The 19,979-nt window shown below is 69.8% G+C and carries 17 protein-coding genes; 6 read left to right on the top strand and 11 right to left on the bottom strand.

Going from position 1 to position 19,979, the window contains the following annotated elements; genetic code table 11:
- Positions 1–9: 9 nt before the first annotated feature.
- On the top strand, positions 10–2,064 hold the full coding sequence (pbpC, locus tag JNK84_RS18055) for a penicillin-binding protein 1C (RefSeq protein WP_293426246.1): 2,055 nt from the start codon (positions 10–12) through the stop codon (positions 2,062–2,064).
- Here pbpC and JNK84_RS18060 read toward each other — a convergent pair.
- On the bottom strand, positions 2,051–2,668 hold the full coding sequence (locus JNK84_RS18060) for a TetR/AcrR family transcriptional regulator (RefSeq protein WP_293426248.1): 618 nt from the start codon (positions 2,666–2,668) through the stop codon (positions 2,051–2,053). The two genes, pbpC and JNK84_RS18060, sit on opposite strands and share 14 nt — an antisense overlap.
- Positions 2,669–2,774: 106 nt before the next feature.
- On the opposite strand from JNK84_RS18060, the gene JNK84_RS18065 reads away from it, so the two are divergent.
- Positions 2,775–3,443: a hypothetical protein gene (locus tag JNK84_RS18065; RefSeq protein WP_293426250.1), complete on the top strand. Its 669-nt coding sequence runs from the start codon at positions 2,775–2,777 to the stop codon at positions 3,441–3,443.
- Between the two features lie 13 nt (positions 3,444–3,456).
- On the opposite strand, the gene JNK84_RS18070 is transcribed toward JNK84_RS18065, so the two are convergent.
- The gene (locus JNK84_RS18070; RefSeq protein WP_293426252.1) at positions 3,457–5,040 is read right to left on the bottom strand and encodes a glucan biosynthesis protein; all 1,584 of its coding nucleotides are present in this window, start codon (positions 5,038–5,040) and stop codon (positions 3,457–3,459) included.
- A 373-nt stretch (positions 5,041–5,413) separates the two neighbouring features.
- Here JNK84_RS18070 and JNK84_RS18075 point away from each other — a divergent pair, with 373 nt between their 5' ends.
- Positions 5,414–6,451, top strand: a complete 1,038-nt coding sequence (locus JNK84_RS18075) for an aspartate-semialdehyde dehydrogenase (RefSeq protein ID WP_293426254.1) — start codon at positions 5,414–5,416, stop codon at positions 6,449–6,451.
- A gap of 133 nt (positions 6,452–6,584) precedes the next feature.
- Positions 6,585–6,884, top strand: coding sequence for a YciI family protein (locus JNK84_RS18080; RefSeq protein ID WP_293426256.1), 300 nt, complete (start codon positions 6,585–6,587; stop codon positions 6,882–6,884).
- A 9-nt stretch (positions 6,885–6,893) separates the two neighbouring features.
- Here JNK84_RS18080 and JNK84_RS18085 read toward each other — a convergent pair whose 3' ends face one another.
- From JNK84_RS18085 to JNK84_RS18100, 4 genes are all read right to left on the bottom strand, one after another.
- Positions 6,894–7,688 carry an outer-membrane lipoprotein carrier protein LolA gene (locus JNK84_RS18085; RefSeq protein WP_293426258.1) on the bottom strand — a complete coding sequence of 265 codons (795 nt, stop codon included), beginning with the start codon at positions 7,686–7,688 and terminating at the stop codon, positions 6,894–6,896.
- A 97-nt stretch (positions 7,689–7,785) separates the two neighbouring features.
- Positions 7,786–10,206, bottom strand: a complete 2,421-nt coding sequence (locus JNK84_RS18090; protein ID WP_293426260.1) for a DNA translocase FtsK — start codon at positions 10,204–10,206, stop codon at positions 7,786–7,788.
- 319 nt (positions 10,207–10,525) lie between these two features.
- Entirely contained in the window at positions 10,526–11,851 is a 1,326-nt protein-coding gene (locus tag JNK84_RS18095) for an ammonium transporter (RefSeq protein WP_293426262.1), read from the bottom strand.
- A 352-nt stretch (positions 11,852–12,203) separates the two neighbouring features.
- Positions 12,204–13,577, bottom strand: a complete 1,374-nt coding sequence (locus JNK84_RS18100; protein WP_293426299.1) for an ammonium transporter — start codon at positions 13,575–13,577, stop codon at positions 12,204–12,206.
- Between the two features lie 291 nt (positions 13,578–13,868).
- Here JNK84_RS18100 and JNK84_RS18105 point away from each other — a divergent pair, with 291 nt between their 5' ends.
- Positions 13,869–15,104 carry a UbiH/UbiF/VisC/COQ6 family ubiquinone biosynthesis hydroxylase gene (locus tag JNK84_RS18105; RefSeq protein ID WP_293426264.1) on the top strand — a complete coding sequence of 412 codons (1,236 nt, stop codon included), beginning with the start codon at positions 13,869–13,871 and terminating at the stop codon, positions 15,102–15,104.
- Between the two features lie 292 nt (positions 15,105–15,396).
- Here JNK84_RS18105 and JNK84_RS18110 read toward each other — a convergent pair whose 3' ends face one another.
- The 4 genes from JNK84_RS18110 to trxA form a co-directional block, all read right to left on the bottom strand.
- Complete coding sequence (locus JNK84_RS18110; RefSeq protein ID WP_293426266.1) at positions 15,397–15,777, bottom strand: DUF971 domain-containing protein; 381 nt, start codon at positions 15,775–15,777, stop codon at positions 15,397–15,399.
- Positions 15,774–15,989: a Trm112 family protein gene (locus JNK84_RS18115; RefSeq protein ID WP_293426269.1), complete on the bottom strand. Its 216-nt coding sequence runs from the start codon at positions 15,987–15,989 to the stop codon at positions 15,774–15,776. Before JNK84_RS18115 ends, JNK84_RS18110 begins: the two co-directional genes overlap by 4 nt.
- Before the next feature lie 105 nt (positions 15,990–16,094).
- Positions 16,095–16,760 carry an LON peptidase substrate-binding domain-containing protein gene (locus JNK84_RS18120; RefSeq protein ID WP_293426271.1) on the bottom strand — a complete coding sequence of 222 codons (666 nt, stop codon included), beginning with the start codon at positions 16,758–16,760 and terminating at the stop codon, positions 16,095–16,097.
- A 19-nt stretch (positions 16,761–16,779) separates the two neighbouring features.
- Positions 16,780–17,694: a thioredoxin gene (gene trxA, locus JNK84_RS18125; RefSeq protein ID WP_293426273.1), complete on the bottom strand. Its 915-nt coding sequence runs from the start codon at positions 17,692–17,694 to the stop codon at positions 16,780–16,782.
- A 305-nt stretch (positions 17,695–17,999) separates the two neighbouring features.
- Between trxA and JNK84_RS18130 the strand changes: the two genes are divergently transcribed.
- A complete protein-coding gene (locus JNK84_RS18130; RefSeq protein ID WP_293426275.1) occupies positions 18,000–18,788 on the top strand; it encodes a hypothetical protein in 789 nt (262 codons plus the stop codon).
- Positions 18,789–18,807: 19 nt separating this feature from the next.
- On the opposite strand, the gene JNK84_RS18135 is transcribed toward JNK84_RS18130, so the two are convergent.
- Positions 18,808–19,692, bottom strand: a complete 885-nt coding sequence (locus JNK84_RS18135) for an SEL1-like repeat protein (RefSeq protein WP_293426277.1) — start codon at positions 19,690–19,692, stop codon at positions 18,808–18,810.
- Between the last annotated feature and the right edge of the window lie 287 nt (positions 19,693–19,979).

Below are 19,979 nucleotides of genomic sequence, written 5' to 3' on the forward strand. Positions count from 1 at the left end.
GATGGGGCGATGAGGAAGCGCCTCATCGCGGGAATGGCGGCCGGCGGGCTCGCGCTCGCCGGGGCCGGCGGGGTTGTCTTCGCGTGGCGGGCGGGCAGCGGCCCCGACGGCTCGGCGACGCCCTATTCGCGCGAGGTGGTCGACCGCAACGGACGGCTGCTCAGGCCGTTCCAGACCGACGACGACATGTGGCGCTTCCCCGGCGCGGCGGGTGATGTTGACCCGCTGTTCCTGCGCATGCTCTCGGCTTACGAGGATCGCCGCTTCCGCCAGCATCCCGGCGTCGACCCGCTGGCTCTCGCCCGCGCCGCTGGCCAGTGGCTGATCTCGGGGCGGATCGTTTCCGGCGGCTCGACTTTGTCGATGCAGGTCGTCCGCCTCATCGACAAGCGCGAGGACGGCCGCTCCCTGGCCGTCAAACTGCGCGAGATGGCGCGCGCCGTCCGCCTCGAACGTGAGATCGGCAAGGAGCGCATGCTCGATCTCTACCTGTCGCTCGCCCCTTACGGCGGCAATGTCGAGGGCATCCGCGCCGCCTCGCTCGCCTATTTCGGCAAGGAGCCGCGCCGCCTGTCGCCCGGCGAGGCCGCCTTGCTCGTGGCCCTGCCGCAGGCGCCGGAGACGCGACGCCCCGACCGCTTCCCGGAAACAGCGCGCCGCGCGCGTGACCGCGTGCTCGACCGCATGCTCGCCGCCGGCGTACTGAAGCCAGAGCAGGTCGCTTCGGGCAAGGCCGAGCGCGTGCCGCTGGCGCGCCGGGCCATGCCGGCTTTCGCCTGGCACGCCGCCAGCGAGGCGATCGCCGCGCGCCCGGCGACCCGCGTTCACCGCATGACCTTCGACCGCACCCAGCAGGAGGCGCTGGAGGCGCTGTTGCGCGAGCGGGTGCGCTCGGCAGGCGCGAAACTGTCGGGCGCCATCGTCGCCATAGACCACCGCTCCGGCGAAGTGATCGCCCGCGTCGGCTCGGTCGACCCGCTCGACCATGAACGGCAGGGCGCGGTGGACATGACCTGGGCCGTCCGCTCGCCCGGCTCGACGCTGAAGCCGCTGATCTATGCCATGGCCTACGAGACCGGCATCGCCCATCCCGAGACGCTGATCGAGGACCGGCCATCACGGTTCGGCAACTACGCGCCGGCCAATTTCGACCGCGGCTACCAGGGCACGGTTTCGACGCGCACGGCGCTGCAGATGTCGCTCAACGTGCCGGCCATCGCGCTGCTCGACGGCGTCGGGCCGCAGCGCTTCTATGCGCGGCTGGAACAGGCCGGCATCCGCCCGGCGCTGCCGCGCGGCGAAGTGCCTGGGCTTGCGGTGGGGCTCGGCGGCGTCGGTATCCGCCTGTTCGACCTCGCGGCGCTCTATGCGGGTCTCGCGCGCGGCGGCGAGATGCCGCCGCTGGCCGAACGGCGCGGCGAGCCGGCACCTGCCGCCCGCCCCATCGCCGACGAGAACTCGGCCTGGTTCGTCGGTGACATTCTGGCGGACGCGCCCGCGCCGGAGGCCGCCATGTCTGGCCGCTATGCCTACAAGACCGGCACGTCCTACGGTTTCCGCGATGCCTGGGCGGTGGGCTTCGACGGACGCCGCACGGTGGCGGTCTGGGTCGGACGCCCGGACGGCTCATCGGTTCCGGGGATCACCGGCCGCATCACCGCCGCCCCCATCCTGTTCGACGCCTTCGCGCGGCTTGGTCCCTATGCGCCGCTGCCGCCGCGCCCCGCCGCGCTGCCGGCCCTGTCCGCCTCGCAATTGCCGGCCCCGCTCCGCCGCTTCGGGCCGGCGCGCGAGGAGGCCAGCGACGTGCGCGACCTCAAGATCGCCTTCCCGCCCGATGGCGTGCATGTCGATCTCGGCGCGGCGCGGGGCGAGATGGAACCGCTGGCGATCCGCACGACCGGCGGGCGGCCGCCGTTCACGGTGCTGGTCGATGGCCGCCCTGCCGTCAGGTTCGGCGCGCAGCGGCAGGCCATCGTCCACCCGGATGGGCCGGGCTTCACGACGCTCTCCGTGATCGACGGCGAGGGTCGCAGCGCCAGCGTCACCGTCAGGGTCGAGTAGGCGGGGCCACAGCGCCCGGCAGACCCAGCACCCAGCTCCGCGTCATCACGACAAGCGCGTTGGCGATCACCTCGTCCGGCGCGGGGCCGAGCTTTTCCTCCAGCCCCAGCGAGACAATGCCGTGGGACGCCGAGAACAGCGTGCGGGCGAGGCCGTTGCGCATCGCCGGCGTGCTGCCGGGCAGAAGCGTCGCCAGCGGCCCCTCGATATGGCGGAAGAGCTGGGCGACCACGCCGAGATACCATTCCGGTGGCATGGCTCCGTCCGGTATCTGGTGCGCGAAGACCGCCGTCCAGCGCCGGCGCTCGGCGCGCGAGAAGCGGTGATAGGCGAGCGCCAGCTTGCGCATCGCAGTTTCCGGGTCGTCGCCGGCATCGGTGGCGCCGGCCAGAACCGCGTCCAGCCGCCGGAGCGTGCGGGCATTGACCTCGTAGATCAGCGCGTCGAGGTCGGGGAAGACGTTGTAGATCGCGCCGACCGCGCAGCCTGCCGCCTCGGCCAGCGCCCGCGCCTTGATGCCCGACAGGCCGTTGACGCTGACGGCCGCTTCGGCTGCGTCGATCAGGTCGTCCCTCAGCCTGGCGCGCTTGTCGGCAGTGGTCATGGCCTCTCCGAGAAAATATGAACATCGTTCAAAAAATCACTTGAACAACGTTCAGGGGCTTGGTAAACAGCAATCGTGAACGTCGTTCATAGCGAGGGAGACGGCAATGTTCAAGGCGCTGATGGCCCGCATGCGAGGCAATTCCTTGTCGAATGCCGCTGACGAGCGTCACCCGCTTCTCGTGGTTGACCGCCAGCGTATCGACGCGGAGGGGCGCGTCGAGCTCGCGCGCCGCCGGCTGGCCTTGGCGCAGGCGACGAGGCAGGCGGAAGCCGGGCGCCTCGCGGCTGCCGATCGGCGCATTGCGGCGCTGGAACTTCGTGCGATGCAGGCGCTCGCGGACGGGGAGGCCCCTGTCGCGCGCCAGTCGGCCGAGATGATCGCGCGGCTGTCCGCCGACCGGGTGTGGACGCTCGGGGTGGTGCGCGCGGGTGACGCCGAGGCGGGTCGGCTTGCCCGCAATCTCGCCGCGGCCGAAGCGCATCTCGCCCGCGTCCAGCGCGCGGGACGCATCGTGCGCGCCGAAGAGGTTGTCCGCCAGCTGCGGGACAGCACGGCGCGGCGGCGCGGCTTCGACGCGATGGCCGACGCGCCGCTGGCAGAGGCCGAGGCGACGCTTGCCCGGCTGCGTGCGCGTCAGGCGGAGAGCATCGCCGCCGAAACGGCGTGCGACGGCGAGGGCGATGCCGCCATGCTGCGGGCACCGGTCCCGGGCGCCGCCGAGATTCTCGTCGGGCTTCGCAATCGCGTGACCATGCCGAGCCGGGCCGCGTGATCGCGGCCCCGCCTCACGCGCCGGGGTGGTACTGGTAGAGCCAGGTCTCGGAGGCGACCTGATCGCCGACCTTGAGGTAGCAACGCATCTCGACGGGCTCGTTGCCCTCGACCTTCAGGTCGAACTGGGTGCGCCAGTGGCCGGGCACGTCGTTCGGCACGGCCTCGGTATATTTGTAGTCGCCGATCGCGCCGCGCGAGACCGAGATGACCGGCTCGGGGATCGTGCCTTTCGGCAGGTCGGCGAGCGGTCCACCTCTGAATTCGATGAGGAATTTCCGCACGCCCGGCGGGCGGGGCTGGCCGGGCTGGCCGCCGCGGCCGAGGCGCGTCGCCACGACGCGCGCCAGCGAGGTGGGATAGGGCTCGTCCGCCAGCCAGTGCAGGCGGTAGCGGAACTCGCGCGAGGAGCCCGGTTCGGCCGGCTCGCGCGGCACCCACATGGCAACGATGTTGTCGTGGATCTCGTCGTCGGTATTGAGCTCGACGAGCTGCACCGCGCCATCGCCCCAGTCGCCCTGCGGTTCGACCCAGGCCGACGGACGCTTCTCGTATTTGACGCCGTCGAGGTAATGCAGGAACTCGCGGTCGCGCTGCAAGAGGCCGAAGCCACGCGGCCCCTTGTCGACGAAGCTCGACGTCATGGTCCTCTGCGGGTTGTTGAGGGGACGCCAGATGTGCTCGCCCGCGCCGGTCCAGATGGCGAGGCCGTCGGAATCATGCACCTCCGGCCGCCAGTCGATGGTGCGCGAGGAGATGGTCTCCGAATACCAGTACATGGAGGTGAGCGGCGCGACGCCGAGATGGGTCACCCGACTGCGGAAGTTGAGGCTCGCCTCGATATCCATGATGACGCCCGTGCCGCGCCGGCACTGGAAGCGATAGGCGCCGGTCAGCGAGGGCCCGTCGAGCAGGGCATAGAGCGTGACCGGGTCCGCCGGGGTCTCCGCTGCTTCGATCCAGAAGGCGACGAAGTCCGGGAACTCCTCCGGGCCCGGTCCCTGCCCGGGCGCCAGCGCGATGCCGCGCGCGGAGAGGCCGACCTGCCCGAACTCGCCGACCGCGCGGAAGTAGGAGGCGCCGAGCCAGGTCGCCCAGGGCTCCTGCGTCTTCCATGGGCCGGTCTTCGCCTCCTGCAGCCAGAGGCCGGCGAAGGCCGAGGGCGAGGGTGGCAGGCTCGACGCTGGGTGCTCCGGGCCAATGGTGAAGAGCTTGGGGTCGTAGAGGACCTCGCGCGCCTGTCCGTTCGCCAGCGCGTGCATGGTCACGGTCTTCGGGAAGTACTGGCCGACATGCTGAAAGGTGACGGGGTAGGCGCCGGGACCTGAGCCGAACAGCGCCGAATCCTTGTCGAAGCGCAGCTTGCCGTGATTGTCGTAGTCGATCCGGCCGACGATCTGTGGATTGGGCCGGGGCGGAGACTGATAGGGCTTGGCCGCCCGCTCCCGCGCCATCGCCTTCAGGTCGTTGTAGCCGAAAGCCTTCGCCGGCCCGAAGCGCAGCGGCGTCGCCGCCTTCGCATGGCCGGCCAGCACGGGTGCCATGCCTGCGGCTGCGGCGAGGCTGAGGAGGTTGCGGCGGTTCAGCGTGTCGATCATCTGCAATCCGGGAAATGCCAGTCGTCGGCCCTGGTAGAGCCGCGCGCGGCTCTCATGCCAGACCTTTCCGGGCTAAACTGGGGCGGCGAAACGGAAAAGCCAAACGGCTGCGGCCGCTTGTCGATTGACTTTTCGCCGCACCTCGTGTTTTTCCCGTGCCTTACGGCACTTCCGCCGGGGACACCCATTCCAGCCATGGCTTTCGGTCGCACCAAAACGACGACGAAAACCAAGCCGGTCGCCAAAGGCGGCACGGCAGGCTGACGCTTCGTCCTCGCAACCGGGTGCTCCCCCGACGGGGAGATGGGCGCCACGGGACCGATTGACGGTCCCGATCCCGGGGGAGAGCTCTAAAGGCTAAAGAGGCCATTCCATGGGTTACAAGGTCGCGATCGCCGGTGCCACGGGCAATGTGGGCCGGGAAATGCTCAACATCCTCGACGAGCGCGGGTTCCCCGTCTCCGAGGTCGTGCCGCTCGCCTCGCGCCGCTCGGTCGGTCAGGAGGTCTCCTTCGGCGACAAGGTGCTGAAGGTGAAGGCGCTGGAGCACTACGACTTTTCCGACACGGACATCTGCCTGATGTCGGCGGGAGGCACGGTGTCGAAGGAATGGTCGCCGAAGATCGGCGCGCAGGGCTGCGTCGTCATCGATAATTCCTCGGCCTGGCGCTACGATTCCGACGTGCCGCTGATCGTGCCCGAGGTGAATGCCGACGCCGTCACCGGTTTCACCAGGCGCAACATCATCGCCAACCCGAATTGCTCGACCGCCCAGCTGGTCGTGGCGCTGAAGCCGCTGCACGATCGCTTCGGCATCAAGCGCGTCGTCGTCTCGACCTACCAGTCGGTCTCCGGCGCCGGCAAGGAGGGCATGGACGAGCTCGACCTGCAGACGAAGGCGCTCTACTCGATGAAGGAGCCCGAGAAGAAGAAGTTCCCGGTCCGCATCGCCTTCAACGTCATCCCGCACATCGATGTGTTCATGGAGGACGGTTACACGAAGGAAGAGTGGAAGATGACGGTCGAGACCAAGAAGATTCTCGATCCGAAGATCAAGCTGACCGCCACCTGCGTGCGCGTGCCGGTGTTCATCGGCCATTCGGAGGCCGTCAACATCGAGTGCGAACAGCCGATCACGCCCGAGGAGGCGCGCGAGATCCTGCGCGCGGCGCCCGGCATCCTCGTCATCGACAAGCACGAGCCGGCCGGTTACGCCACGCCGCTCGACGCCGCCGGTGAGGACGCCACCTACATCTCGCGCATCCGCGAGGACGCGACGGTGGAGAACGGCCTCGCCTTCTGGTGCGTCTCGGACAACCTGCGCAAGGGCGCGGCGCTGAACGCGGTGCAGATCGCCGAGGTGCTGGTCAACCGCAAGCTGATCCAGCCGCGGGCCAAGGCCGCGGCCTGATCCGCCCGACGCAGTTTCGTCATGCCCGACCTTGTGCCGGGCATCCACGAATTCCCTCTATTGCCGTGTTCAAGTCGTGGATGACCAGGCCAAGCCCAGTCATGACGGGTTGGCGCGCGGTCGGGAGGCCATGATGGCCCGCTGGATCGTCCTGTTTGAAGACAATGCCGATGCCGGCTGGGTGCGGAAGAACCACGCCCAGGAGCATTTCGACTATCTCGCCGCCCATGCAGATCGCATCGTCATCGGCGGCGGCCTTCGCCCCGAGCCCGACGCGTGGTGGGAGGGCGGTCTGTGGGTCATGGAGGTGGAGAGCCGCGAGGAAGCCACGCGCCTCGTCGAGGCCGACCCCTATTTCACCCTCGGCCTGCGCAAGGGCTACCGCCTCGCGCTGTGGGGCAAGGCGCCCTGCTACGGCGAGGTCAGGCTCTGATCCCGGGGCCTACTGTAGCAGCCGCTCGTAATTGATGCGGAACAGGCGCTGGTCCGGCCGCGTGCGCTGGTCGAGATTGTGCAGGGCGACCGAGGTCTCGTAGCCCTGCGCGTCATAGACGGTCCACTGGCGCAGCGTCAGGTCGGAGGCGTTGAACAGCACCATGAGGCGGTTGGTGCCGCCGATGGCCTGCCGCTCCTCCAGCATGACGATGACGTAGTCGGGATCGCGCGTCACCGAGGTGACGTTGGCGTCGCGCAGGATGTCGACGCGGTCGGAGAGCAGGAAGCGCAGCGGCGTCTGCGACAGGGGGTAGATGTCCTGCGTGTTCAGGCGGCGGTCGCGCACCGCCACCGACTGGCCGTCAGCGATGATCTCAACCGGGCTCGGCGCATTGTACTGGAAGCGGATCTTGCCGGGCTTGTCGAGGTACAGCTTGCCCGTGGTGCGGCGGCCGTCCGGGCCGATCTGCACGAAATCGCCCTGCATGAAGCGGATGCCGTTGAAATAGTTGTTCACCTGGGTTGCGATGTCGCGGGAATCGGCATCGACGCCGCGCGCGGCGCGAGGGGCCTGCCGGCGGATCGGCGAGGCGAGGCCGCCGCCGGACGCCGCCGGAGGCGGCGAGGCCGTCGGCGCACCGCCCGGACGCGGCGCTGCGGGGGCCCCGCCGGGCGGTCCCAGCTGGAGCGGCGCGCCCTGCGCGAGCACGAAGGGCTGGTCGGAGGCAGCGGCGGTGAAGGCCGGGCCAGCGAGTGCGAAGGCAAGGCAGGCCGGGAGGACGAGGGTCAGGCGGGCGGTCATCGGTCCTCGGGTCGGCTCGGGGCTTGCGCGGTCATGTCAGGGCGGGAGATAGAAAGCCGTTGGGGCGATTTCGAGGCGCGGACGGCCGGGGACACGCTCAGTCGGCGGCTTCCGGCATCAGGATCTCGCGTTTTCCGGCGTGGTTGGCGGGGCCGACAAGCCCTTCCCGTTCCATGCGCTCGATCAGCGAGGCGGCGCGGTTGTAGCCGATCTGCAGGCGGCGCTGGATGTAGGAGGTCGAGGCCTTCTTGTCGCGGATGACCACCTGCACGGCCTTGTCGTAGAGGTCCGCCGGCTCCTCGCCGAAGGCGCCCTTGTCGAACACGGCGCCGTCCTCGCCATCCTCGCCGCCGCTCTCGTCATCGTCGGTGGTGACCGCATCGAGATAGTCCGGCGCGCCCTGCATCTTCAGATGATTGACGATGCGCTCGACCTCCTCGTCCGAGACGAAGGGCCCGTGGACGCGGCTGATGCGGCCGCCGCCGGCCATGTAGAGCATGTCGCCGCGGCCGAGGAGCTGTTCGGCGCCCTGCTCGCCGAGAATGGTGCGGCTGTCGATCTTCGATGTCACCTGGAAGGAGATGCGGGTCGGGAAGTTTGCCTTGATCGTGCCGGTGATGACGTCGACCGAGGGGCGCTGCGTCGCCATGATCAGGTGGATGCCGGCCGCGCGGGCCATCTGCGCGAGGCGCTGGATGGCGCCCTCGATTTCCTTGCCGGCGACCATCATCAGGTCGGCCATCTCGTCGACGATGACCACGATATAGGGGATCGGGTCGAGACCCATCTCCTCCTGCTCGTAGACCGCCTCGCCCGTCTCGCGGTCGAAGCCGGTCTGGACGGTGCGGGTCAGCACCTCGCCCTTGGCTTTCGCCTGCGCCATGCGGGCATTGAACCCGTCGATGTTGCGCACGCCGAGCTTCGACATCTTCTTGTAGCGCTCCTCCATCTCGCGGACCGCCCATTTCAGCGCCACGACGGCCTTTTTCGGGTCGGTGACGACGGGGGTCAGGAGATGCGGAATGCCGTCGTAGATCGACAGTTCCAGCATTTTCGGATCGACCATGATCAGGCGGCACTGGTCCGGGCGGAGCCGGTAGAGCAGCGACAGGATCATGGTGTTGATGGCGACCGACTTGCCCGAGCCCGTGGTGCCCGCGATCAGCAGGTGCGGCATGCGCGCGAGGTCGGTGACGATCGGCGCGCCGCCGATGTCCTTGCCGAGGGCGAGCACCAGCGCGCCGGCACTGCGCAGCTCGGCCTCGGCCGACAGCAGCTCGCGCAGATAGACCGTCTCGCGCTCGCCGTTGGGCAGCTCGATGCCGATGACGTTGCGCCCGGGGATGACGGCGACGCGCACCGAGACGGCGCTCATCGAACGCGCGATGTCGTCGGCGAGGCCGATGACGCGGCTCGTCTTGGTGCCCGGCGCCGGCTCGAGCTCGTAGAGCGTGACGACAGGGCCGGGCCGCACCTTGACGATCTGGCCCTTGACGCCGAAATCCTCGAGCACCGATTCGAGCAGCCGCGCGTTGCGGGCGAGCGCGTCCTCGTCGATCTCCGCCGTGCGCGCGCGCGGCTTGGGTGCGGTCAGCAGGTCGAGCGGCGGCAGCGTCAGCGGCCCGCCGGGCGGCAGGTCGAGCTTGCCCTGCTGGACTTTCTGGCGCTTCGCCGGCGGCGGCTCGGCGCGCGTGACCACGAGGTCGGACGGCGCGGGGCGCGGCCGCTCGGGCATGTCATCGGCGATCGACTCCTCCCCGGGCGCGGACGGACCGATGTCGATCTGCGGCTCGATGCGCTCGCGCCGCAGCGTCTCCTTCGCGTGGGCGCGCGCGGCGGCGCCCGCGGCGGCGTCTCGCGGCTTCGGGCGCCATTCGGCGATGCGCCGCGACAGCCCGAAGGTGTAGCGGCCTACGGTGGCGCCGAAGCGGCCGATCGCGCGCCATTCGCCCCAGGTGATGGCGAGGGCGAAGAACAGGCTCACGCTCGCGATCGCGCCGGCGATCGTGGCGACGCCGAGCGCGCCGAAGCCCGAACCGGCGGAGACGCGCAGCACCCAGGCGAGGAAGAGGCGCCCGATCGCACCGCCGAGGCCGCCGTCGAAGGGCGCGCCCCAGTCCGACGGAACCGGCACGAAGGCGAGCGCCAGCGCGGCGAACAGAACCGTCATCGGCAGCAGTGCGAGCCGCAAGGTCCAAAGCGGCAGATGCTGGACGCGGATCAGCCGCCAGCCCCAGGCCCCGATCGCGAGCACGAGCACGCCGGCGCCGAGGCCGAGCGTCTGGATCAGCAGGTCGGCGCAGACCGCGCCGGGATAGCCGAGCAGGTTGCGCGGCTGGCCGTCGCTGGCATAGCTCAACGAGGGGTCGCTCGGCTGATAGGAGATCAGCGCGAGCGCGAGAAAGACCGCCGTCGTGATCAACACGAGGCCGATCGTCTCGACGAAGCGGCGGCGCACGAATGCCACCGCCCAGGGCGGCAGCAGAATCGGGCGCGCGGCGGTGCGAACGCTGGCCATGACACCCCCGGAACGCGCGGTACGAATGGAAAACAATACTATTGACCCCGCTCTTAACAAACAAGTGCAAGAGCGTTGCCGATCTGTAGGGGGATGCAAAACGCCGCAATGAGGATGAAACAGCAAGACATATCAGGAACATCGTTCGGTGGCCGATCCCGCCAAGGCGGCCGCCGAACGGGAATGTCCCCAGCATCTAGCGCCGCCTAGCGGGCACGCCGCAAAATCACCGAGTCGCTGGAGCGTTTAGAACATTACATGAATATAAAGCGCCTATTTCGCGAAAATCCGGATGTAGTGTGTGGCGTTTCGCGGGCGCCTATTGCATGGCCTCGCCGTGCAAGGCGAGGTCGAGGCCGTCGCGCTCCGCCTCGTCGGTGACGCGCAGACCGATCGCCGCGTCGATCAGCTTGAGCAAGACGAAGCTCCCGACGCCGCTCCAGGCGATGGTCGCCAGCACGCCGCCGAGCTGGATCAGCAGCTGGCGCGGATTGCCTTCGAGCAGGCCCGGCAGGCCGGCGGGGTTGTCGGCGGTCGCGGTCACTGCCCCCGCGGCGAAGATCCCCGCCGCCAGCGTGCCGAGGATGCCGCCGACGCCGTGGACGCCGAAGACGTCGAGCGAATCGTCGTAGCGCAGGCGGCGCTTCAGGCTGGTGCAGGCCCAGTAGCACAGCGCGCCGGCGGCGAGCCCGATGACGATGCCATGAGCGGGCAGGATGAAGCCCGACGCCGGCGTGACCGTGCCGAGCCCGGCGACCGCGCCGGAGATGATGCCGAGCACCGAGGGCTTGCCGCGCGACCACCATTCGATCGCCATCCAGCTCAACGCCCCTGCCGAAGCGGCGAAATGGGTCGCCAGCATCGCCAGGCCCGCGCGGCCGTCGGCGGCGAGGGCCGAACCGGCGTTGAAGCCGAACCAGCCGACCCACAGCAGCCCGGTGCCGACCACCGCCATCGACAGGTCGTAGGGCGCGAGGTTTTCCTGGCCGAAGCCGCGGCGCCGGCCGAGCAGCACCGCGGCGACCAGTCCGGCGACGCCGGCGTTGATGTGCACGACGGTGCCGCCCGCATAGTCGAGCAGCCCCGCGGCGGCGAGGAATCCGCCGCCCCACACCCAGTGTGCGATCGGCACGTACACGACGAACAGCCAGGCGACGATGAAGGCAATGAAGGCCGAGAACTTCATGCGGTCGGCGACCGCGCCGGCGATCAGCGCGCAGGTGATGATCGCGAAGGTCATCTGATAGGCGAGGAAGACCGATTCGGGAATCGTCGGCGCGAGGGCGTTGGTGCCGTCGCGCGTCAGGCCGCTGAGGAAGACGCGGCCGAGGCCGCCGAGCCACGCGCCGTCGCCGGTGAAGGCGAGGCTGTACGCACCGGCGAACCACAGCACCGAGACGATGCCGGTTGCGGCGAAGCTCTGCATCATCGTCGCGAGCACGTTCTTCTTGCGCACCATGCCGGCGTAGAACAGCGCCAGGCCGGGGATCGTCATCAGCAGCACGAGCGCGGTCGAGCCGAGCATCCAGGCGGTATGCCCGGCGTCGATCGTCGAAGCGGCTTGCTGGGCCCGCGCGGCCTGCGCAAGGCAGACGAGGAGAAGGCCGCACGCGACGCGCGCGGCCCAGGCGGAACGAGGGGACATGGGTCGTCAACTCCCGGGCAGATGTCTTTCCGGCACGCTTCGTCGCCTGCCGCAGGACGGCAGGCGCGGTGCCGGTTGATTGATGCCCAATCAAGAACCATGCCATGGCGATTTTCCGGGCAGATCGGCGCGGACCGGCCCGAAGATCCCAGGAAATACGTTCCAATTCAGTAGATTGCTGCTCGGCGATGGGGCGACCGGGCTGCCCATGCAGGCGGCGGAAGTTCAGCGCGGCTATTGCGGCGCTGTCCAGGAATTAGGCACACCTGCGATCGCCTGATCGCGCCCCAAAAAAAGAAGGGGCGGCCCGAAGGCCGCCCCAGTCGCTCAGGAGGAACCCAGCAGCGAACGTCTACTGCACCGCCTCGCCATGCAGCGCGAGGTCGAGGCCGTCGCGCTCCGCCTCGTCCGGCACGCGCAGGCCGACCAGCGCGTCGACGATCTTGGCGATGATCCAGCTCGCGATCGCGGTGTAGATCGCCACGAACGTCGCACCGACGAACTGCGTGATGAGCTGCGCGGGATTGCCGAACAGCAGGCCCGACGTGCCCTCGGGGCTCGCCTCGGTGGCCGACAGCGCGCCGACGGCGAAGACGCCGGTGAGGATCGCGCCGACATAGCCGCCGATCGCATGGACGCCGAAGGCGTCGAGCGAGTCGTCGTAGCCGACCGCGTGCTTGAGGCTGGTGCAGGCCCAGTAGCAGACCGCGCCGGAGGCGAGGCCGATCGCCAGCGCGCCGCCGGGGAACACGAAGCCCGAGGCCGGCGTGATGGCGACGAGACCCGCGACCGCGCCCGACACGATGCCGAGCACCGACGGCTTGCCGCGCTGGGCCCACTCGACGAACATCCACGCCAGCGCCGCGCCGGCCGCGCCGATCATCGTCACCAGCATCGCCATGCCGGCGCGCCCGTCCGCGGCGACCGCCGAACCGGCGTTGAAGCCGAACCAGCCCACCCACAGCAGCGAGGCGCCGATCACGGCGAGGCCGACATTGTACGGCGCGAAGTTGTCGTGGCCGAAGCCGCGGCGCTTGCCGATGACGAGGGCGAGAACCAGGCCCGCGACACCGGCATTGATGTGCACGACCGTGCCGCCGGCGAAGTCGAGCACCGCCCCGAACTCGATGCCGAACAGCTTGCCCTGGGCGAGGAACCCGCCCGCCCACACCCAGTGCGCCACCGGCGCGTAGACGACGAAGAGCCAGATCGTCACGAAGAGGAGCAGCGCCGAGAACTTCATCCGGTCGGCGACCGCGCCCGCGATCAGCGCGCAGGTGATGATCGCGAAGGTCATCTGGAACATCATGAAGACCGACTCGGGCACCGTGCCCGCCAGCGAATGGCGCGTTTCCATCGTCAGGCCGGACATGAAGAAGCGCTCGAGCGTGCCGAGATAGGTGCCATCGCCCATGAACGCGAGGCTGTAGCCGGCGATCATCCACAGCACGGCGACGAGGCAGGTCACGGCGAAGCTTTGCATCATCGTCGCCAGCACGTTCTTCTTGCGCACCATGCCGGCATAGAACAGCGCGACGCCGGGAATGGTCATCATCAGCACCAGCGCGGTGGAAATCAGAAGCCACGCGGTGTTGCCGGAATCGATCGGCGGCACGGCCGGCGCGGCGGGCGTCGCGGCCGCCTGGGCGAAGACGTCGGGGCTTGCGGCGAGAAGACCGGCGAGGCCGAACAAGCCCGTCGCCAAGGTCCGGCGGAATTTCGTCATCACGATCGAACTCTCCCGGTCGATGTCTGGGCAGGCGGGCGCCTGCCTTCGCCCCTGCAACATCAAGAACCGTGCCATCGCCCAGGCGGCGCGACCGGCATGCGCGCGCCGCGCCGGGTGCCGCCGGATGAGTCACGATTCCGGATGCTTTTCCGGGCGTGGCCCAAGGCGTTTCGAGATTGGCCGGCGAAATTTTAGGCATTCGCCGGCGGCGATCTGCTCAAAAAATGCTCATCTCGGCGCGGCGAAGCGCCCCTGGACTTCGGCACGGCTCGGCGGGATGCTCGGGCCATGCGGAAGGACGAAATGACGGCCGACATTGCGATCGTCGGCGGTGGGCTGGTCGGCCTCACTCTGGCGATCGCCTGTGCGGCGGCCGAATTCTCCGTCGTGGTCGTCGATCGCGAGGTCCCGGCGAACGCCGCCGACGACGCCTTCGACGGTCGCGGCTCGGCAATCGCCTGGGGTTCGGCGCAGGTTCTCAAGGGGCTCGGGCTGTGGGACGACCTTGCGCCCCATGCCGGCGCGATCGACGACATCCGCGTCTCGGACGGCGATTCGCTGCTCTTCCTCCACTACGACCACCGCAGCGTCGGCGACCACCCGCTCGGGTACATCATCGAGAACCGCTTTACGCGCCGCGCCCTCTACAAGCGGGTCGCGGCGATGCCGCGGATCCGCCTGCTCGCTCCGATGCAGGCGAGCCTCCTGGCGCAGGATGCGACGACCGCGACGCTCGCACTGGCGGGTGGCGGGCAGATCACGGCGCGGCTCGTCGTCGCCTGCGACGGGCGCGGTTCGGCGGTGCGTGAGCAGGCGGGCATCGGCGTCACGCGCTGGGACTATGCGCAGACCGCGATCGTGGCGTCGTTCACGCATGCCAAGCCGCATCGCGGCATCGCGCATGAACGCTTCCTGCCGGCGGGACCCTTCGCGGTGCTGCCGCTGCCCGATGCGCCCGACGGGCGCCACCAATCGTCGCTGGTGTGGACGGAGCGGCGCGACCTCGTGCCGGCGATGCTGGCGCTGCCGGACGACGAGTTCGCGGCGGAGATCGCGGAACGCTTCGGGCCGGGCCTCGGCCGCATCGCCGCGACCGGCCGGCGCTGGTCCTATCCGCTCGGCGTCGTGCTCGCCGATCGCTACGTCGCCGGCCGCGTCGCGCTCGCCGGCGATGCGGCGCACGGGGTCCATCCGATCGCGGGCCAGGGACTCAACATGGGGCTGCGCGACGTGGCGGCGCTCGCCGAATGCCTCGTCGATGCCGCGCGGCTCGGCCTCGATCCCGCGTCCTCGCTGGCGCTGGAGCGCTACGAGCGCTGGCGGCGCTTCGACAATCTGTCGCTGCTCGCGGTCACCGACGTGCTCAACCGCCTGTTCTCGAACGACATCGCGCCGCTGCGCCTGGTGCGCGATCTCGGCCTCGGCCTCGTCGAACAGATCCCGCCGCTCAAGCGGCTGTTCATGCGCCACGCCATGGGCGTGGTCGGCGATCTGCCGCGCCTCGTGCGCGGCGAGAAGCTGTAGCGCCTTTCGCCGCCGGCGCCCTCAGGCGTCGCGATAGGCCAGCCGTTCCATCCCTGCGCCGCGCGGTCGCGCAGAAAGTGCAGCCGGGAGACGGCGACGGCGGGGCCGTCGCGCACGACGTAGACCGCCGGTGAATGATCGCGCGGCGGATCGTGGGTCTTTAACGCCAGCGGTTCGCCGGAAGCCCGCGCGCTCGAAAAGATCGAGCGGTCCGTCGAGTCGGTTGTCGCCCGCCGTCTCGCGCAGAAGCTGGCGGTGCATGCGCGAATAGGGTGCGGCCGCCGTGCGGGCTTCAACGCCGCTGGGGATGACGCGACAGGCTGCGCTCCTCGAGCGCCTGAAGGTAGCGGTCCCAGATCTCGTCGCGGTTCTCGCCGAGATGGCGCAGATAGTCCCAGGAGTAGATGCCGGTGTCGTGCAGGTCGTCGAACTTGATGCGGATCGCGTAGTGGCCGACCGGCTCGACTTCGAGGATTCCCACTTCGGCGCGTTCCGCGATGATCTGCTTCTGGCCGGGTCCGTGGCCCATCACCTCGGCCGACGGGCTTTCGACCCGCAGGTACTCGGCCGGATAGCGGAACACCTTGTCGTCGTCGAACTCGATCTCCAGCGTCCGCTCTTCCTTGAGAAGGCGGATCTCCCGTGGCCAGCGGCGCGATCCGAACTGGCTCATCCGGCGGGCGAACTCGCGCCGGGCGCGTCGTCGAGCTTGCGCGCTTCCTCGACCAGCATGATCGGAATGCCGTCGCGGATCGGATAGGCGAGACCGGCGCGCTCGCTGATCAACTCGCTGCGCGCCGCGTCGTAGCGCAGCGGGCCGTGGGTCAGCGGACAGACCAGGATCTCGAGCAGTTTGGGGTCGACCCCCGTGCCGGCATTACCCATCGTCGTGCCATCTCCCCCGGACGCGCCGGCCCCACATAGCGCGATCGGGCGGTGCGATCAATCGCGCGATTTCGCCGTGACGCGGAAACGACGCAATGACCGCGATCAATGCTTGGCCCGATCGTCGCAGCCCGCCATCGCGCCCATTTCGAGGAGGGCCGTCATCGTCGCGGCGCGCTCGGCCCCGGTGCGGCATTCGAGCAGCGCCTGTTTCTCGGTCGGCTCGAACGGGCAGACCATGGCGAGCGTGGTCAGCAGCTTGTCGTCCGGCGTCTGCTCGATGCCGTCCCAGTCGGCCTCGATGCTGTTGACGCGGAAATAGGTCTTCAGCGCGCCGATCAGGCGCGCGCGGTCGGAGATCTTCGACACGTCGCGCTCCAGGTCGTCCGCCCAGCGCGCGAAATCCGGTACCACGCGGCGATAGCCGCGATCGGTCTCGACTTCCGACGCGACGGCGAAGCGGCACACGCCCTGCAGCGTGATGAGGTAGCGCCCGTCGTCGGTCTCGCTCATCGACACGACGCGCCCGGCGCAGCCGGTGCCGTAAAGCGCGGGCCGACGGCCCTCGACCTCCGGCTCGGTCGGCTGGATCATGCCGATCAGCCGGTCCGGCGTGCCCAGCGCGTCGTCGATCATCGCGAGGTAGCGCGGCTCGAAGATGTTGAGCGGCAGCCGCCCGCGCGGCAGAAGCAGCACGCCCGGAAGGGGAAACACCGGAATCGTCGCCGGCAGGTCGGCGAGCGAGGCGATGCGGCTGCGGCTCAACGCCATGCGCGCTCCGTGCCCGTGCTCACGCGAACATCAGCGACGATAGCCGCTTGCGCGACGCGATCGTCAGCGCATGCGTCGGCCCGAGCACTTCGAAGAACTTCACCATCTGCTTGCGCGCCGCGTCGTCGTTCCAGCTGCGCGCGCGCTTGAACAGGTCGAGCAGATGATCGAACGCTTCCTCGCGCCGGTTGGCGCCGAACAGCGCCACGGCGAGGTCGAACCGCGCCTGGTGGTCGGCGGGGTTCTCGCGCAGCTTCGCTTCCAGCGAACCGAGCTCGCCCGCGGCCTCGGCCTGCTCGGCAAGCTCGATCGCGGCGCGCGCGCTGGCGACGTCGTTGTCCTTCTGCGCCTCGGCGGGCAGGCCGTCGAGCAGGGCCTTGGCCTTGGCGAGGTCGCCGGCGCCGACATAGCAGCGCGCAAGCCCGGCGGCGGCCGGCACGTTGCCGGCCTCGTGCGCCAGGACCTGGCCGTAGAGCGCCGATGCGGTGCCGGCATCGCCGGCGTCGAGCGCGGCCTTGGCCTGTTCAAGCGCCGCCTCGATCGGCGAAGGCTGCGCCGCGGCGCCGCCGCTGATGCGCTTGAGGAACTCCTTGACCTGGCTCTCCGGCAGCGCGCCCTGGAAGCCGTCGATCGGCCGGCCGCCCTTGAACGCGTAGACCGTGGGGATCGACTGGATGCGCAGCTGCTGCGCGATCTCCGGATTCTCGTCGATGTTGACCTTGACCATGCGCACTTTGCCCTTGGCTTCGCGCACGGCTTTTTCGAGGATCGGCGTGAGTTGCTTGCACGGCCCGCACCATGGCGCCCAGAAGTCGACGATCACCGGGACATCGCGCGAGCCCTCGATGACATCGGTCATGAAGCTCTCGATGTCGCTGTCCTTGATCGGGTCGCCGGCCGAGCCGGGCGCGGTTGCCCCCAGAATGGGTTCCATGGCCCCAGAAATCCTCACAGAATCGGTTGCGATATGGCGATGATTGCCGTGCGGGCCGGCCCGCGTCGAACGCGCTGACCCCACCCACACCAGCAAATGCCGGCTGACCCCCATTAAATGGCGTCTGGGGGCCGCTGTGGCAACCCCGATCTCGTTGCCGCCGTGTTTGCGGTTCGCTTGGCGGTCCGGCTGCGGCCGGCAGGCTGCGAACCACGGTCACGCTGATGTCACGCCCACCCGCGGGGAATAGCGTCGATGGCGCGGTGTTGGACTAGGTGTCCCGGCACGTCTCAGGAGTATCGAAAATGCACCTTAAGTCCAGCACCGCCCGAACCATCGCATCGGCCAGCGCCCTCGTCATCGGCTTGGCCACGCTGCCGCTGTCGATATCGCTCACTGATGGTGTCGTGACCTCCATTGCCCAGGCCCGCGATGGCGGCGGCGGGGGCGGCGGCGGCGGTGGAGGCGGCGGAGGCGGCGGCGGCGGAGGCGGAGGCGGAGGAGGCGGCGGCTCGGGCGGCGGCGGCTCCGGTTCAGGCGGTGGCGGTAGCGCGAATAGCGGCCACGGCTCCGAAAACAGCGGTCGCGGCTCAGACAACAGCGGACCCGGCTCGGCCAATTCCGGACGAGATGGCGGGGGGAGTGGACGCGGCGACACCGTTGCGGGACGCGGCGGCGGTCGGGACGACGGTGCAGGTGAAGTCCGCGGCGGTCGTCGCGGCGAGGTCGAGGCGCGCGGGCGCGAAGCGGAAGGCGAGGTCCGTGGCAGGGCCGCGGAGGGCGAGGTTCGCGGTCGTCGTGGCGAAGTCGAGGCGCGCGGGCGCGAAGCGGAGGGCGAGGTCCGAGGCAGGGCGGCGGAAGGCGAGGTTCGCGGTCGGGCCGCCGAAGGCGAAGTCCGCGGCCGTCAGGCCGAGAACGAGGCGCGCGGTCGCGCGTCCGAGAATGAACCCCGCGGGCGCGCCGCGGAGAACGAGGCTGCGGCACGGATGTCGAGCCAGGCCGAGGCGCGCGGACTTGCCGAGCGCACGGCGTCGAGCTCGGTCAGCCGCTCCGTCGTCGATCGGGCCGAACGCGCGCTCGGTCTGGCGCGCTGACCTGTCGCGATGCGCGCCCTCAGCCGAGGGCGCGCATCCGCTCGCGCAGCCGCAGGACGAGGTCGGTGTCGATCCGGCCCGATACCGGCATGGCGTTGGTGCGCTCGAAACGGCTGATGGCCTCGCGGGTCGCGGGGCTGGCCGCAATCCCGTCGACCGCACCGGGATCGCTGCCGAGCCGGCCCAACGCGTACTGGACGTAACGGACGAGCGCTTCGTCGGGGAAACTGTCGGCGCCGCCCTGCATCGCCGCGGCATTGCGCGCGGCGCCGCGCTCCGCCGGCGTCATCCGTGCATCGAGCGCGCGCGCGTAGCGCGCGGCATTCGGCGTGTTGCTGCGCTGCGCGGCGATGAACCAGCGCTGCGCCTGAACCTTGTCCGCGGGCAGCGCGGTGCCGTCGACATAAAGCAGCCCGAGCATCACCTGGGCGCGGCCATAGCCGTTGGCTGCCGACCGCGCCATCCACAGCGCAGCCCAGCTCGGCTCAGGCGCCACCCCGCGGCCGTTGAGCAAAGCGTCGGCGTACAGATATTGGCCGGCCGGATGCCCGGCGATCGCGGCGCGTCGCAGCCAGACCGCCGCGCCGGCGTCGTCGCGCTCGTTGGCGGGGCGGAGGCCCGGCGTGGTCGCCAGCACAAACGCGGCCTCGCCATCGCCCTGGTCGCCGGCGAGACGGATCAGTCGCGCGCCTTCCGCGGGGTCGCGCGGGCCGGTGCTGCCGGCGAGCAAGGCGGCGCCCCGGCGATAGTTCTCGGCCGCGTCGGCGGCGCCGGCCGGTGCAGCGCCGCCGGCGGCGGACGGTCCCGGCATGGCGCATCCGCCCAATGCCGCGCTGGCCAGCACGGCAGCAACGAAAAGCGCGCGCGTGGCGCGGACGGGCGACTGAAGAGGGGCGGAGTTCATCGGGCGTTTCCTCGGTGGGTGGGACGGCGGCCGCGGCGGGACGCATTCACGTCAACACCCGGAGCGGACGGGGCTTCCCGCCGATACCGCACCGAATCGGGACAATTTTGTCGCCGATTCAGCACTTTCGCGGCCACCCGCCGCGGCCGTTTTGGCCGCTTGCAAATGTGGGAAAAGCCCCTATTATCGCGCGCCTGCGAAGGGGCGGGTTCGCCCGGCCCTGCGCAGCGACCCGGTGCGGGAGTAGCTCAGTGGTAGAGCATCACGTTGCCAACGTGAGGGTCGAG

The sequence above is a fragment of the Phreatobacter sp. genome (assembly GCF_016793595.1).
Lineage (GTDB): Bacteria > Pseudomonadota > Alphaproteobacteria > Rhizobiales > Phreatobacteraceae > Phreatobacter.